General features: G+C 72.0%; 14 protein-coding genes. 9 read left to right on the plus strand and 5 right to left on the minus strand.

Annotated elements, in window-relative coordinates; all coding sequences use genetic code 11:
• Positions 1 to 66 precede the first annotated feature (66 nt).
• The 5 genes from ACZ4VI_RS30285 to ACZ4VI_RS30305 all read left to right on the plus strand — a co-directional run bounded on the left by ACZ4VI_RS30285 (position 67) and on the right by ACZ4VI_RS30305 (position 4,428).
• Positions 67 to 606, plus strand: a complete 540-nt coding sequence (locus ACZ4VI_RS30285; RefSeq protein WP_468004366.1) for a DinB family protein — start codon at positions 67 to 69, stop codon at positions 604 to 606.
• A gap of 42 nt (positions 607 to 648) precedes the next feature.
• Positions 649 to 1,302: a PadR family transcriptional regulator gene (locus tag ACZ4VI_RS30290; protein WP_468004368.1), complete on the plus strand. Its 654-nt coding sequence runs from the start codon at positions 649 to 651 to the stop codon at positions 1,300 to 1,302.
• A 78-nt stretch (positions 1,303 to 1,380) separates the two neighbouring features.
• Positions 1,381 to 2,328, plus strand: coding sequence for an ATP-binding cassette domain-containing protein (locus ACZ4VI_RS30295; protein WP_468004370.1), 948 nt, complete (start codon positions 1,381 to 1,383; stop codon positions 2,326 to 2,328).
• Between the two features lie 32 nt (positions 2,329 to 2,360).
• The gene (locus ACZ4VI_RS30300; protein ID WP_468004445.1) at positions 2,361 to 3,089 is read left to right on the plus strand and encodes an ABC transporter permease; all 729 of its coding nucleotides are present in this window, start codon (positions 2,361 to 2,363) and stop codon (positions 3,087 to 3,089) included.
• Positions 3,090 to 3,468: 379 nt separating this feature from the next.
• Entirely contained in the window at positions 3,469 to 4,428 is a 960-nt protein-coding gene (locus ACZ4VI_RS30305) for a WD40/YVTN/BNR-like repeat-containing protein (RefSeq protein WP_468004372.1), read from the plus strand.
• 16 nt (positions 4,429 to 4,444) lie between these two features.
• Here the strand turns inward: ACZ4VI_RS30305 and ACZ4VI_RS30310 are convergent, their stop codons facing one another.
• The 3 genes from ACZ4VI_RS30310 to ACZ4VI_RS30320 form a co-directional block, all read right to left on the minus strand.
• The gene (locus ACZ4VI_RS30310; protein ID WP_468004374.1) at positions 4,445 to 5,857 is read right to left on the minus strand and encodes a glutamate decarboxylase; all 1,413 of its coding nucleotides are present in this window, start codon (positions 5,855 to 5,857) and stop codon (positions 4,445 to 4,447) included.
• 24 nt (positions 5,858 to 5,881) lie between these two features.
• On the minus strand, positions 5,882 to 7,168 hold the full coding sequence (locus tag ACZ4VI_RS30315; protein WP_468004447.1) for an ion channel protein: 1,287 nt from the start codon (positions 7,166 to 7,168) through the stop codon (positions 5,882 to 5,884).
• A gap of 87 nt (positions 7,169 to 7,255) precedes the next feature.
• Complete coding sequence (locus tag ACZ4VI_RS30320) at positions 7,256 to 7,624, minus strand: YbjQ family protein (protein ID WP_468004376.1); 369 nt, start codon at positions 7,622 to 7,624, stop codon at positions 7,256 to 7,258.
• Between the two features lie 157 nt (positions 7,625 to 7,781).
• On the opposite strand from ACZ4VI_RS30320, the gene ACZ4VI_RS30325 reads away from it, so the two are divergent.
• Complete coding sequence (locus tag ACZ4VI_RS30325; protein ID WP_468004378.1) at positions 7,782 to 8,468, plus strand: DedA family protein; 687 nt, start codon at positions 7,782 to 7,784, stop codon at positions 8,466 to 8,468.
• 15 nt (positions 8,469 to 8,483) lie between these two features.
• Here the strand turns inward: ACZ4VI_RS30325 and ACZ4VI_RS30330 are convergent, their stop codons facing one another.
• Both ACZ4VI_RS30330 and ACZ4VI_RS30335 read right to left on the minus strand, forming a co-directional pair.
• Complete coding sequence (locus tag ACZ4VI_RS30330) at positions 8,484 to 10,127, minus strand: threonine/serine exporter family protein (RefSeq protein WP_468004449.1); 1,644 nt, start codon at positions 10,125 to 10,127, stop codon at positions 8,484 to 8,486.
• Between the two features lie 124 nt (positions 10,128 to 10,251).
• Positions 10,252 to 10,746: an inorganic diphosphatase gene (locus ACZ4VI_RS30335; RefSeq protein ID WP_019888410.1), complete on the minus strand. Its 495-nt coding sequence runs from the start codon at positions 10,744 to 10,746 to the stop codon at positions 10,252 to 10,254.
• A 102-nt stretch (positions 10,747 to 10,848) separates the two neighbouring features.
• Here ACZ4VI_RS30335 and dacB point away from each other — a divergent pair, with 102 nt between their 5' ends.
• The 3 genes from dacB (at position 10,849) to tilS (ending at position 14,669) form a co-directional block, all read left to right on the plus strand.
• Positions 10,849 to 12,279, plus strand: a complete 1,431-nt coding sequence (dacB, locus tag ACZ4VI_RS30340) for a D-alanyl-D-alanine carboxypeptidase/D-alanyl-D-alanine endopeptidase (protein ID WP_468004379.1) — start codon at positions 10,849 to 10,851, stop codon at positions 12,277 to 12,279.
• 49 nt (positions 12,280 to 12,328) lie between these two features.
• Positions 12,329 to 13,459 (plus strand): zinc-dependent metalloprotease, encoded by a 1,131-nt coding sequence (locus tag ACZ4VI_RS30345; protein WP_468004381.1) that lies wholly within the window; start codon positions 12,329 to 12,331, stop codon positions 13,457 to 13,459.
• Between the two features lie 196 nt (positions 13,460 to 13,655).
• Positions 13,656 to 14,669: a tRNA lysidine(34) synthetase TilS gene (gene tilS, locus ACZ4VI_RS30350; protein ID WP_468004383.1), complete on the plus strand. Its 1,014-nt coding sequence runs from the start codon at positions 13,656 to 13,658 to the stop codon at positions 14,667 to 14,669.
• Positions 14,670 to 14,671 lie beyond the last annotated feature (2 nt).

Below are 14,671 nucleotides of genomic sequence, written 5' to 3' on the forward strand. Positions count from 1 at the left end.
GGGTGTCGGGAGAGGAGAGCTCCCCGGCGCCCACCATTTCTTTCACCTCAGGAAGGCGGACACACCATGGTTGCTCTTGTTCCCGCGGAGGCCCAGGGCGACGAGCGCGGAGCGTTCCTCAACTTCGTCGAGGCCCAGCGGGCCGCGATCCGGCGTGCCGCTCTCGGCCTCACCGAGGAGCAGGCGGCGAGCCGCCCGAGCGCCAGCGCGCTCAGCCTCTCCGGGCTGATCAAGCACGTCGCCGAGGTGGAGCTGACCTGGCTGCGGCTGGCCCAGCAGCGCCCGAACGAGAAGCAGCGCTCCCGGGACACCTGGGGCGACGCCTTCAAGCTCATGGAGGGCGAGAGCGTCCCCGAGATGCTGGCCTTCTGGGCGGGCGTGGCCAAGGAGACCGAGGAGTTCGTCCGCTCCGTGCCGAGCCTGGACGACACCTTCCCGCTGCCGCCCGCGCCCTGGTTCCCCAAGGACGGCCGGGTCTCGATGCGCTGGATGCTGCTCCACCTGGTCCAGGAGATGGGACGGCATGCCGGGCACGCGGACATCATCCGGGAGTCCCTGGACGGCAAGGACTCCTTCACGCTGATCGCGGAGGAGCAGGGCGCCTGATGCTCTCGTACGCTAGTCAATATTGACTAGGAGGTACGAAACGTGTCAGCGATCCGGCTTCTCGTCCTCGGCGCGGTCCGTCAGCACGGTCGGGCCCACGGCTACCAGATCCGTAACGACCTGGAGTTCTGGGGCGCGCACGAGTGGTCCAACGCCAAGCCCGGCTCGATCTACCACGCGCTCAAGCAGATGGCCAAGCACGGCCTACTGCGCGCGTACGAGATCGCGCCGAGCACGGCCGGCGGTCCGCCGCGCACCGAGTACGAGATGACGGAGAAGGGCACGGAGGAGTACTTCGCGCTGCTGCGCGAGGCGCTGACCACGTACGACCAGAAGATGGACGTCCTGTCCGCGGGGATCGGGTTCATCGTGGACCTCCCCAGAGGGGAGGTCGTGGAGCTGCTGCGGAAGCGGGTGCGGGCGCTCGACGCCTGGCGTGAGGCCGTCACCGAGTACTACACCCCCGAGGGTGGCCCGCAGCAGCTCGGGCACATCGGCGAGATCATGCACCTCTGGGTCCACTCGGCCGACGCGGGCAAGGAATGGACGCTCGGTCTGATCGAGCGGATCGAGGCGGGCGCGTATTCCTTCGCGGGGGAGGGCGGGGAGCCCTTCGTGGGGGTGCTCGCCGAGGGTCAGGAGAATCCGTTCGCGACGGATGGGTCCGGCCCTGAGGGACCCGAGGACGAGATCTAATCAAGTTTGACTAATCGATCTGGGCGGGCTTACCTTCGATCGAGTGGTCAAGTTTGACTACTGGCTTGGAGGGCTGGAATGACTGACGCGATCGTCGTCGAAGGCGCGCGGAAACGGTACGGCGACAAGCAGGCCCTGGACGGCCTCGACCTGGTCGTGGGGCGCGGCACGGTGCACGGGCTGCTGGGCCCGAACGGCGCGGGAAAGACCACGACGGTACGGATCCTGGCCACGCTGCTGCGCCACGACGAGGGCCTGGTGCGGGTGGCGGGCCACGACGTCCGGGGCGAGGCGGCCGAGGTGCGGCGCAGGATCGGGCTCCTCGGGCAGCACGCGGCCGTCGACGAGGAGCTGGGCGGCCGGCAGAACCTGGAGATGTTCGGGCGGCTCTATCACCTGGGCGCCCGGCGCGCCGGCGCCCGGGCCGACGAGCTCCTGGAGCGGTTCGGGCTCGCGGACACCGGACGCAAGCCCGTGAAGCAGTACAGCGGCGGCATGCGCCGGCGGCTCGACCTCGCGGCCTCGCTGATCACGGAGCCGGAGGTGCTCTTCCTGGACGAGCCCACCACCGGACTCGACCCGCGCGGCCGGGGCGAGGTGTGGGAGTCGGTGCGCTCGCTGGTGGGCGGGGGGACGACCGTCCTCCTCACCACGCAGTACCTGGAGGAGGCCGACCAGCTCGCCGACCGGATCTCGGTCGTCGACCACGGGCGGGTCGTCGCCGACGGAACCGCCGACGAGCTGAAGGCGAAGGTCGGCGGCGACCGCATCGACGTCGTCCTGCGCGACGCCCGGCGGCTGGAGGAGGCGGCACGGCTGCTGCCGGCCCCCGGATCCGAGGTGCACGTCGACGCGGACCGGCGGCGGATCAGCGCGCAGGTCACGGACCGGATGGCGGCGCTGGCCGAGACCGTACGGGCCCTGGAGACGGCCGGGATCGAGGCGGAGGACATCGCCCTGCGGCGGCCGACCCTCGACGAGGTCTTCCTGCACCTGACCGACCGTGAGAAGGAGGTGGCGGCGTGAGCGCGGCGTATGTACTGAGCGACTGCTGGACCATGACCAGGCGGGAACTGGCCCACTGGGCGCGGCAGCCGGTCGTGATGGTCGTCGGACTCGCCTTCCCGGTCATGATGCTGCTGATGTTCGGCTACCTCGTCGGCGGCGGGCGGGGGATCGAGGGCGACTACGTCGACTTCCTCGTGCCCGGGATGCTCACGCTGACGATGGTCTTCGGCCTCGAAGCGACGATGACGGCCGTCACGCAGGACCTCAACAAGGGCGTGATCGACCGGTTCCGCTCGATGCCGATGGCCGACGGAGCGGTCCTGGTGGGGCGTTCGGCCGCGGACATGCTCCAGTCCGCCGCCGGACTGCTGCTGATGACCGGCGTCGGGTACGCGATCGGATGGCGGGCGCACGGCGGCTTCGGGGCCTTCCTGGGCGCGCTGGGACTGCTGCTCCTGCTGCGGTTCGCGATGCTCTGGATCGGGATCTACCTGGCGATGCTCGCGGGGCGGCCGGAGCTGGTGATGGCCGTGCAGATCCTGGTCTGGCCGGTCGGCTTCCTCTCCAACGCCTTCGCCTCGCCCGGGTCCATGCCGGGGTGGCTGGGCACGGCCGTGGAGTGGAACCCGATGTCGGCGACGGCTACGGCGGTACGGGACCTCTTCGGCAACCCGGGCGGCGAGCCGGGGCACGTGACGGCGGCGGTGGTGTGGCCGCTGCTGCTGCTCGCGGTCTTCTACCCGCTGGCGGTACGGAGGTTCAGGCGGCTGAGCGCGTAGAAGCCGTGGCGGGGGACTGGGAACCCATCGGCGGCGAGCGGTGTAACTAAGGCAGACGGTTCACCGCGGACCGGGCGAAGGGACAGGGGGACGGGCGATGCGCAGGCTCTGGGGAGTGGCCGGCGCCGTCGTGGCGCTGCTGTTGACGGCTTGTACGGGGGAGGGGGCTTCGGGCCCTTCGGGGTCGCCGGGGCCTTCGGGATCTCCGGGGTCAGCGGGTTCTTCGGGGGCTTCGGCGCCGGGCGGTTCGGGGGCTCCGGGCGCCGCGCCGCCGCGGATACCGTCCGCGCCGCAGCTGCCCGGGTGGTCGCACTCTCCAGGATTCGCCTCCGACGGCAGCGGGTTCGTCCTGCTCGCCGACTGCGTGGAGGACGCGCAGGTGCCGGAGAACGGGTTCTGCAGGCAGCATGTGGCCGTCCTGGACCGGGGCGCCGAGAAGTGGGTCATGCGGAAGTCCCCGCTGGCCGAGGTACGGGCGACAGACGGTATCTCGGCGAACCTGCTGGTGCTCGGTCCGGGGCGCGCCCTGATCGAGGAGTGGAGTGCCGACGCGAAGCCCACGACCTGGTTCACGAGGGACGGCGGGTCGACGTGGCGCAAGGGCGATCTGCGGACGGTCGGCACGGTCCCGGAGATACCGGACGGGGCCGTCCTCACCACCGGCTGTGTGCAGCCCGCCGGGGCCCAGGGGGAGCAGTGCGCCCGCGAGGGCCTGGTCGTGGTCTCCCCGCAGGACGGGCGGCGCCGGGCGCTCGCCAAGGGGCCGCTGCTCGGTGCGCACCCGAGGCCGGCCGAGCGGGCGGAGCCCGACGGCTCCTGGTGGGTCTCGGGCAGCGATCCGGTCACGGGGCGGGCGGCGGTCACCGTGTCGCGGGACGCGGGGCGCAGCTGGGCGCCGGTCCGGCTGCCGAGCCCGACCACCGCCCCCGGTTGGTACACGGCGGTCGTGGTCGGCCCGGACGCCGTCTACGCGGCGGAGATGGGGGAGTTGAAGGGCGGCCGGCCCGTCAAGAACCCCCTGCGGGCGCTGCACCGCTCGCTGGACGGCGGTCGCACCTGGGAGCGGATGTGGACGACCGGGACGACGCGGGAGCCGCGCACGCTCCAGGGGCTCCCGGTGCCGGGCCCCGGCGGCCGGGTGGTGATCGGCGCCGAGGGCGGGGAGTACGTCAGCGCCGACGGCGGTCGCAGCTTCCGCCCCTCGGGCGAGGGCGCCCGCTTCGCCCGCCGCACCCCCATCGGGCTGCTCCGCCAGGGCACCACCTGCCTGTACGACATATCGGCCGACGGGGTGCGCTGGACGGAGTTCCGCCTGGCGTGCGAGGGCGAGCGGCCCTGACCCGGGCCGGGCGCGCTCAGTGGTGGAAGGAGGTGGCGGCCTCCTTGCTGTCGGTCAGGGGGCCGGGCTGGCGGCGCAGTTCGGGCAGGATCCGGTTGAGGTCCTCGATGAACAGCCCCGCCAGGTCGGCCGAGAAGCCGTTGCGGCAGACCACGCGCAGCACGGACAGGTCCTCCCGGTTGGCCGGGAACGTGTACGCCGGGACGAGCCAGCCGCGCTCCCGCAGCCGGCGCGAGACGTCGAAGACGTCGAAGCGGCTGACCTCGGGGGCGGTGGTGAACGCGAAGACCGGCAGCTGGTCGCCCCGGGTGAGGAGGCGGAAGTCGCCCGTCGCCTCGATCTTTCCGGCGAGCCCGCGGGCGACGTCCCGGGTGGTCTGCTGGACCATCCGGTAGCCCTCCCGGCCGAGCCGCAGGAAGGTGTAGTACTGCGCGACGACCTGGGCGCCCGGCCGGGAGAAGTTCAGAGCGAACGTGGGCATGTCGCCGCCCAGGTAGTTGACCCGGAAGACGAGCTCCTCGGGGAGCTCGGCCGGCGAGCGCCACAGGGCCCAGCCGACGCCCGGATAGACCAGGCCGTACTTGTGACCGGAGGTGTTGATCGAGGAGACCCGGGGCAGCCGGAAGTCCCAGACCAGGTTCTCGTCCACGAACGGGGCGACCATGGCGCCCGACGCGCCGTCGACGTGGACGGGGATGTCGAGGCCCGTCCGTTCCTGGAGGGCGTCGAGCGCGGCGCAGACCTCCGCGACCGGTTCGTAGGAGCCGTCGAAGGTCGAGCCGAGCACGGCGACCACCCCGATGGTGTTCTCGTCGCAGAGCGCGGCGGCCGACTCGGCGTCCAGATGGAAGCGGTCGCCTTCCATGGGCACGAGCCGGGGCTCGACCTCCCAGAAGTTGCAGAACTTGTCCCAGCAGACCTGGACGTTGACGCCCATCACCAGATTGGGCCGGGTGCCGGACCGGTAGCGGTCGGTGTTCCGCTCGGCCCAGCGGCGCTTGAGGGCCATGCCGGCGAGCATGCACGCCTCGCTGGATCCGGTCGTGGAGCAGCCGACGGCGGCGGAGGGGTCCGGGGCGTTCCACAGGTGGGCGAGCATGGCCACGCAGCGCCGCTCCAGTTCGGCGGTGCGCGGGTACTCGTCCTTGTCGATCATGTTCTTGTCGCGGCACTCGGCCATCAGGACACCGGCCTGGGGCTCCATCCAGGTGGTGACGAAGGTGGCGAGGTTGAGCCGGGAGTTCCCGTCGAGCATCAGCTCGTCGTGGACCACCTGATAGGCGCTCATGGGCGGCAGCGGACCGTCGGGGAGCCGGTGCCGCGGTGGCGCCTCGGTCATGCCGCCGACCGGGTTGGCCTGGCCGTAGAAGGGGTTGAGGGCGAGGTGCCGGTCGGGCTCGGGCTCGGCGGGACCCTTGTGCAGTGGCATGGGGGACTCCTTCCGCGTGACGGCTCAGTGGAGGGGGGCGCCCGACTCGTCGAGTTCGAGCTGGGGGCGGCCGGTGACGACCAGCCAGGCGGGCAGGGAGGCAAGACAGAGCAGGGGGATGATCGCGGGCGAGGGGGCGAGGACGACGCCGACGAAGAGGCTCACCCAGCCCTGTCGGGTGGTCGCGAGCAGCACGCCGAGCACGCCGGAGGAGATCGCGACGGCCGGATGGATCTCCGTGACGAGGGCCTGGGCGAGCATCCCGAAGGCGACGCCGATGAACACGGCGGGGAAGATCCGGCCGCCGACGAAGCCGCAGGAGGCGGCGACCAGCAGGGCGGCCAGCTTGACGACGGCCATCCTGGCCAGCTCGCCCGACGACCAGCCGCCGATGTTCGAGGTGAGCTCCTTGATCTGTTCCAGGCCCTTGAAGAGCGTCAGATGCCCGCCGAGCGCTCCCAGCAGGCCGAGGACCAGGCCGCCGGCCGGGAGCATCAGCATGGGGTGCCGCAGCCGTTTGAAGGCCCGGTGGACGTAGGGGAGGCCGTAGCAGCAGAGAAGGCCGAAGAGGGCCGCGGCGGTGGCGACGGTCATCGCGGAGAGCAGATCGCCCCACCCCGGTGTGCCCAGCGGGGGGAGCGAAAGGTCGAAGCTGGGGTGCGCGAGGAGGGTCGTGGTCATCGCCCCGGCGCCGGCGGCGACGAGCGGCGCGAAGAGCCGGTCCCACAGGGAGCCCTGGCCCTCCGGCTTGTGGGTGAGCGCCTCGGAGATGACCAGGGCGGCGGCGACAGGGGTGCCGAAGAGGGCGCCGATGGTGGCGGAGGAGGCGAGCACGACCCACGCCGCGCCCGGCACGGCCGGCAGGGCCTTGCGCCCGATCCAGTAGGCGAGCGCGACATTCGCCGCGATGATCGGGTTCTCCGGGCCGAGGCTGACCCCGCCGGCCAGGGTGAGCGTAGCCGCGATCAGCAGCCCGGGGAGGACCGGGAGGGCCATCGGGCTGCCGCCGAGGCCGGTCGAGGAGGGATCGGGGCCCGCGTGTCCCGGCGCCTTCCAGACGACGAGCCCCACCGCGATCCCGGTCGCGGTGAGCATGACGATCATCCAGAGGGAGGAGAAGCCGCCGATGCCCAGGGCGTCCGGAAGGGTGTCCCACAGCACGTGCTCGAGCTCTTCGGAGACCCACTCGATCCCGAGGAAGAGCAGGCTCGCCAGCACGCCCACCAGGAGAGCGGGCAGGACCTGCGGCAGCAGGACACGGGCCGGTGTCCGGGGGACGGGGAGCGGGGGCTCGGACGACGGGTTATCGATGACCACCGCCCCACCATAGGTGCACAAAAGCCGCACAACGTCTGCGGAGTTGGGGGTGTCGCCGTCCGATCCGTCGCGAGGATGCGATCACGCGCGGGGTGCGATCACCACCGCCGTGCCGTACGCGCAGACCTCCGTCCCCACGTCCGCCGCCTCCGTCACGTCGAAGCGGAACATCAGCACGGCATTGGCCCCGCGCGCCTTCGCCTGCTCCACCAGCCGTTCCATCGCCTGGTTGCGGGTCTCGACCAGGGTCTTGGTCAGCCCCTTCAGCTCCCCGCCGATCATCGACTTCAGACCGGCACCGATCTGGCTGCCCAGATGCCGGGATCGCACGGTCAGACCGAAGACTTCGCCGATGACCTGCTTGACCTCATAGCCGGGAACGTCGTTCGTGGTGACGACCAGCACGTCCGGGTGCGGCCCCTGACCGCCGCCGTACTCCTCGATGCCCATGCGCATCCACCTCCTGGCCACCAGCGTCGGGCCGGCCGCCCACCGCCGCATCCCGGAGGGGCCAGGTGGACCCCGATGGAACCCGGAGCCGTAAGAATGCGTTGATACCTTGGGGCAGCCGTCCCCCGCCCCCACCGACCGCAGGAGCCCGGAACCCGTGAATACGCTTGCCCTCGGACCGAGCTGGCTGGACCCGGACTATCTGATTCAGACCTTCGGTCTGATCGGCGTCCTCGTCATCGTCTTCGCCGAGTCCGGCCTGCTCATCGGGTTCTTCCTGCCCGGTGACTCGCTGCTCTTCACCACCGGCCTGCTGGTCACCACCGGCAAGCTGGACACCCCGCTGTGGGTGGTGTGCACCCTGGTCGCGCTCGCCGCGATCATCGGCGACCAGGTCGGCTACCTCTTCGGCCGCAAGGTCGGCCCGGCCCTCTTCAAGCGCCCCGACTCCAGGCTCTTCAAGCAGGAGAACGTGGAGAAGGCCCACGAGTTCTTCGAGAAGTACGGCCCGAAGTCGCTGGTCCTCGCCCGCTTCGTGCCGATCGTGCGGACGTTCACGCCGATCATCGCCGGTGTGAGCCGGATGAACTACCGCTCGTTCATCACGTTCAACATCATCGGCGGCATCCTGTGGGGCGTGGGCGTGACGCTGCTCGGCGCCTCCCTCGGCAAGATCGACTTCGTGCACAAGCACATCGAGGCGATCCTCATCCTGATCGTGCTGATCTCGGTGGTCCCGATCGCGATCGAGTTCCTGCGCGCCCGCTCCCAGTCCAAGAAGGCCGCTCGCGCCCAGGCCGACGACGGCACCCCGGCCGAGCGCGGCCGCCACGCCAAGCGCTGACCCTGCCGGACCCGGTCAGAAGCCCCTCGTCCGCTTCGCCGCGCGGCGGGCCGCCGCCGCGCGGGGCGCCTGCATGAAGAGGCGGGCCAGCTCGCCTCCCAGGTTCACGCCGATCGCGATCGCCAGGGCCAGGGCCGCCGCCTTCGCCAGGTTGGTGAAACCCTGGTCCAGGTTGTTCTGGGCGATCGCGAGCACCCCGAAGTACGTCGCCGACCCCGGCAGCAGCGGCCCGATCGCCGCCGTCACGTACGGCAGCGACGACGTGTGGTGGTACCGGGCGATCAGCTGCCCGAACAGACCCACCAGACCCGCCGCCACCGCCGTCGCCATCACGGCCGAGCCGTCCGCGGTCACCGCGATCGACGCGTAGACCACCCAGGCCACCCCGCCGTTCAGCGTCGCGAACAGCACCGTCCCCCGCGACTGCTGCAACAGGATCGCGAACGTCGCGCACAGCACCATCGACGCCAGGATCTGCACCACCGGCCGCTCGACCGGACTCAGCGCCCCTTCCGGGTTCAGCTGCGCGTCGAACTGCACGGCCACGTACAGCACCGACAGCACACCCACCACGATCGCCACGAAGAAGTACCCGACCTCCAGGAGCCGGGCCGAGGCCGTGATGTAGAAGCCGGTCAGCCCGTCCTGCACCGCCGCCACAAGCGCACGCCCCGGGATCAGGGCGAACAGGCCACCCGTGATGACCGCCGAGGGCCGCAGGTCCGCGTGCAGCAGTGTCAGGAGAACGCCCATCGCGGCCGGCGGCATCGCCGCCACCAGGAACTGGTAGAACTCCGGCAGCCCGCGCCCCGCGCACAGCCACGCCAGCCGGTCCCCGAGCACCGCGCCCAGCGCCGCCACGAAGAACACCGTCAGGTCACCGCCGAGCAGCACCGACGCCGCGCCCGCCAGGACACCCGCCGCCGTCGTCAGCACCCATCCCGGGTACGGGTGCCGGTTGCGCCGGATCTCCGCGAGCCGCCGGTACGCCTCCTCCGGCGTGACGTCGTGCTCCTCCGCGTTGATGTCGGCGAGCAACTGGTAGACCGCCGCCAGCCGGGTGTAGTCCGTGCCCCGCCGCCGTACCGTCCGGTTCGCCGTGATCGGGTCGTCCACCAGCGACGGCTGGTACGTGATCGAAAGCAGCGTGAACGTCACGGTCGGCTCGCACCGGTCCAGACCGTACGAGCGGCAGATCGCGAACATCGCCGCCTCGACGTCCTCCGCGCCCTCCCCACCTGCAAGCAGCAGCTCGCCGATACGCAGGGTCAGGTCGAGCACGCGCGGCACCGCCGGACCGCCCTCGTCCTCCTTGCGCGTCTCCGGCACCGGCCGCTCACCGACCGGCAGCCGCAGCATCGTCCGCATCCGGTCCTGCCAGGGCGCGTCCGCCGGCAGCCGCACCAGCGGCATCCCGTGCGCGGGCGTGAAGGCTGGCGCCGCGTGCTGCGCGGAGTAGGCCGACGGCGGCGCGAACGCCGAGCCCTCCGGCTCGGCCGGCGGCTCCGAAACCAGCCCCTCGGGAACGGCGAACTCGGAGGTCGGATGCTCCTCCTCCGGCACCACCGGCTGCTCGACGCCCGCCGGCGGGGTGAAGGCGCTGCGCGCCTCGTCCGACTGCGGCTTCCGGTCCTCCTGGCCGTCCGCCTCCGCGACCACTCTCTTCGCCCTCACTCCCGTTCGCACGTGTCCGCCCAGTATGGGCACAGGCATACGAGAAGACGCGAAACGGGCGGCGCACCCGCAAGGTGCACCGCCCGTCACAGCCTCAGCAGAAGCCCACTCAGTGGGCGCCGCCCTGCGCCTCCAGGCGCTTGTAGGAGGCCTCGATCTCGGCCTCGGCCTCGGCGCGGCCGACCCAGTTGGCGCCCTCGACCGACTTGCCCGGCTCCAGGTCCTTGTAGACCTCGAAGAAGTGCTGGATCTCCAGGCGGTCGAACTCCGACACGTGGTGGATGTCACGCAGGTGCTCGACGCGCGGGTCCGAGGCGGGGACGCACAGCAGCTTGTCGTCGCCGCCGGCCTCGTCCGTCATACGGAACATGCCGATGGCGCGGCACTTGATCAGGCAGCCGGGGAAGGTCGGCTCGTCAAGGATGACCAGCGCGTCCAGCGGGTCGCCGTCCTCGCCGAGGGTGTTCTCGACGAAGCCGTAGTCGGCCGGGTAGCTGGTCGAGGTGAAGAGGCGGCGGTCCAGGCGGATGCGACCCGTCTCGTGGTCGACCTCGTACTTGTTCCGCGACCCCTTCGGGATCTCGATGGTGACGTCGAACTCCACGGGTGGCTCCTCCTGAATCAACACATGTCAATGCCTGCGACGACGCGCAGTGATTAAGTGTCCCTCACGCCTGTGTGTGATCGCGAAAGGGGCTGGTCAGCAATGCCGGAGCCGAGGACCTGGCAGCTCACGGCGTGCTCTGCCGTACTCGGTCTGGCCCTGGCCGCCGGAGCGGTGACCGCCGCCGGTCCGTGGGACAACGGTCAGCGTAAGGCCGAGCGCGCCCGGGCGGCCGCCGTGGCCCCGACAGGTGGCGCACATCACGCGGAGAACCCGCCCCCCGCGGGCCCCCCGCGCCCCGCCCCGGCCCCCAGCGCCGCAGGGGTGCTCCGCGAGCTCGGCGCCCCGCGGCCCGCCCCCCCGGGCGACCTCGCCGCCGTCCTCGTACCGCTCCTCGCCGATCCCGGCCTCGGCCCGCTGCGCACCGCCTCGGTCGTCGACGCCACCACCGGCAGGCAGCTGTACGGGGAGGGCGCCACGACCCCCATGACCCCGGCCTCCACCATCAAGATCGCCACCTCGGTCGCCGTCCTCTCCGCCCTCGGGCCCGACCACCGCATCCCGACCACCGTCGTCGCCTCCCCGGACGGCCGCACCGTCACCCTCGTCGGCGGCGGCGACCCCACGCTCGACCGCGCCCGCCTGAAGGCCCTCGCCACCGACACCGCCCGCGCCCTGAAGGCCCGCGGCACCACCGCCGTACGCGTCACCTACGACACGACCCTCTACCAGGGCCCCGCCCGGCACCCCATCGGCCCCAACGAGAACATCGCCCCCGTCAGCGCGCTGATGCTCGACGAGGGACGCCTGGACGGCTCCGACAGCGGACCCGCCCCGCGCGCCGCCGACCCGGCCAGGGACACCGCCACCGCCTTCGCCGAGCTCCTCGGCAAGGCCGGTACGAAGGTCGAGGGCACCCCCACCCCCGGCCGCGCCCCCAAAGACCCCAAGAACCCCAAGGCCACCGAGGCCGCCCCCCTGGCCCGTACCGAATCCGCCCCCCTCGCCGCACTCGTCGAGCACACCCTCACCCACAGCGACAACGACCTCGCCGAGGCCCTCGCCCGCCAGACCGCCCTCGCCCGCAAGCAGCCCGCCGGCTTCACCGGCGCCGGCAAGGCCGTACGGGCCGAGCTCACCGCCCTCGGCCTGCCCACCGCCGGCGCGCGCTTCGCCGACGGCAGCGGCCTCTCCCGCGACGACCGCGTCTCCGCCGCGCTGCTCACCGGCCTCCTCACCCTGGCGGCCGACCCCACCCGCCCCGCCCTGCGCCCCGTCCTCACCGGCCTCCCCGTCGGCGGCTTCAGCGGCACCCTCGAGGCCCGCTTCGACGCCGGACCCGCCGCCGGCGGCGCCGGACTCGTCCGCGCCAAGACCGGCACCCTCACCGGCGTCAACACGCTCGCCGGAACCGTCGTCACCGCCGACGGCCGGCTCCTCGCCTTCGCCTTCCTCGCCGGCCGCACCCCCTCCACGTACGAGGCACAGCCCGCCCTCGACCGGCTCTCCGCCGCCCTCGCCGCCCAGGGCTGAACAGGTCCGAAGCCTCACCGATCGGGCGGGAAGAACGTACGGTTGACGCATGACGAGCATCGGTGGTGCCGAGATGGTCGACTGGAATCTCGCGGTCGCGACCGCGACCCGACTCGTGAGGCCGGGCCCCGAAGTGAGCCGCGAAGAGGCCCGCGACGTCGTCGCGGAGCTCCGCAGGCACGCCAAGGCGTCCGAGGAACACGTCCGGGCCTTCACCCGCATGATCCCCGAGGGCCACGAACCACGGGACACCCCCGTCCTCGTCGTCGACCGCGCCGGCTGGGTCAGGGCCAACGTCGCCGGCTTCCGCGAACTGCTCTCCCCGCTCCTCGACAAGATGCAGGAACGGCGCACCAGCACCCCCGGCGGCACCATGCTCGGCGCCGTCGGCGGCAAGGTCACCGGCGTCGAGCTCGGAATGCTGCTGTCCTTCCTCGCCTCCCGGATCCTCGGCCAGTACGAGACCTTCGCCCCCGCCACCCGCGACCTGCCCGCCGGGGACAACGGCGGCGGCCGCCTCCTGCTCGTCGCCCCCAACATCGTCCACGTCGAACGCGAACTCGCCGTCGAACCCCACGACTTCCGGCTCTGGGTCTGCCTCCACGAGGAGACCCACCGCACCCAGTTCACCGCCGTGCCCTGGCTCCGCGACCACCTCCAGGGCGAGATCCAGTCATTCCTCGGCGCCACCGAGGTCGACCCCTCCACCATCCTCGAGCGGCTCCGCGAAGCCGCCCAGACCCTCACCGGCAGCCGCCCCGAAGGGGAGGAGGGCGAACCCGGCCCCTCCCTCGTCGAACTCGTCCAGACCCCCGAGCAGCGCGAGATCCTCAGCCGCCTCACCGCCGTCATGTCCCTCCTCGAAGGCCACGCCGACTACGTCATGGACGGCGTCGGCCCCCAGGTCGTCCCCTCCGTCGCCGAGATCCGCGAGAAGTTCCAGCAGCGCCGCGCCCGCGGCGCCTCCCGCCTCGACCTCGCCCTGCGCAAGCTCCTCGGCCTCGACGCCAAACTGCGCCAGTACCGCGACGGAGAACGCTTCGTACGAGCCGTCGTCGACCAGGTCGGCATGGACGGCTTCAACCGCGTATGGACCTCCCCCAACACACTCCCCACCAAGACGGAGATCGCCACACCGGCCGACTGGATCGCGAGGGTGCACCGTAAGGCAGACTCGTGAGACGGGTGCGACGGACGACAGAAGAACACAGCCTCAATCACCCATCCGAGGGACCCTAGGCAAGGGGTGGGGCGTGCAATGCTCGGGTAACGGCCAGGTTCTGTCACCATCGACGCACTCTGAGTGACCGAACCCCCTCTTCCGACCGTTAAGACTCCGACCGAGGCACCCCACTCCTTCACGAAGGGCACCGGACATGGGTCCCCATCCTGCGGTCGCGGCGATACGCCTGGCGGTCCGCCGCGTACTCCACGACGTTCTCACCGAGCACAACACCCGCGCCGACGCCGACGACGCCCAGCCCCTGGTGCTGGTCGCCTGCTCCGGCGGCGCCGACTCCATGGCGCTCGCCTCCGCGCTCGCCTTCGAGGCCCGCAAACTCGCCGTCCGCGCCGGCGGCATCACCGTCGACCACGGCCTCCAGGACGGCTCCGCCCAGCGCGCCGCCGAGGTCGCCGGACGCATGACCGCCCTCGGCCTCGACCCCGTCGAAGCCGTCGCCGTCACCGTCGGCCGCGAAGGCGGCCCAGAGGCAGCCGCCCGCGACGCCCGCTACGCCGCCCTCGACGCAGCCGCCGAGCGCCACGGCGCCACCGCCGTCCTGCTCGGACACACCCGCGACGACCAGGCGGAAACCGTTTTGCTCGGCCTCGCCCGCGGCTCCGGCATCCGCTCCCTCTCCGGCATGGCCGCCGTCTCCGGCGCCGCCGGCCGCTACCGCCGCCCCTTCCTCGAACTCGACCGGCAGACCGTCCGCAAGGCCTGCGTCGCCCAAGAGCTCGCCGTCTGGGACGACCCCCACAACGCGGACCCCGCCTACACCCGCTCCCGGCTCCGCCACGAAGGCCTCCCCGCCCTGGAGAAGGCCCTCGGCAAGGGCGTCGTCGAAGCCCTCGCCCGTACGGCCCAGCTCTCCCGCGACGACGCCGACGCCCTCGACTCCTGGGCCGCCGACGCCGAAACCGCCGTACGCGACGAAGCCGGCCGCCTCGAATGCGCCAAGCTCTACGGCCTCCCGCCCGCCGTCCGCCGCCGCATCCTGCGCCGCGCCGTGATCGCCGAAGGCGCACCCGCCGGATCCCTCTTCGCCCGCCACATCGAAGAGGTCGACCGGCTGATCACCGGCTGGCGCGGCCAGGGCGCCATCAATCTGCCCGGCCGCGTCGAGGCACGGCGGCAGGGTGGCAGACTGGTCATCCGGCAAGGCTGACG

Source organism: Streptomyces sp. NPDC029169, from assembly GCF_055563935.1.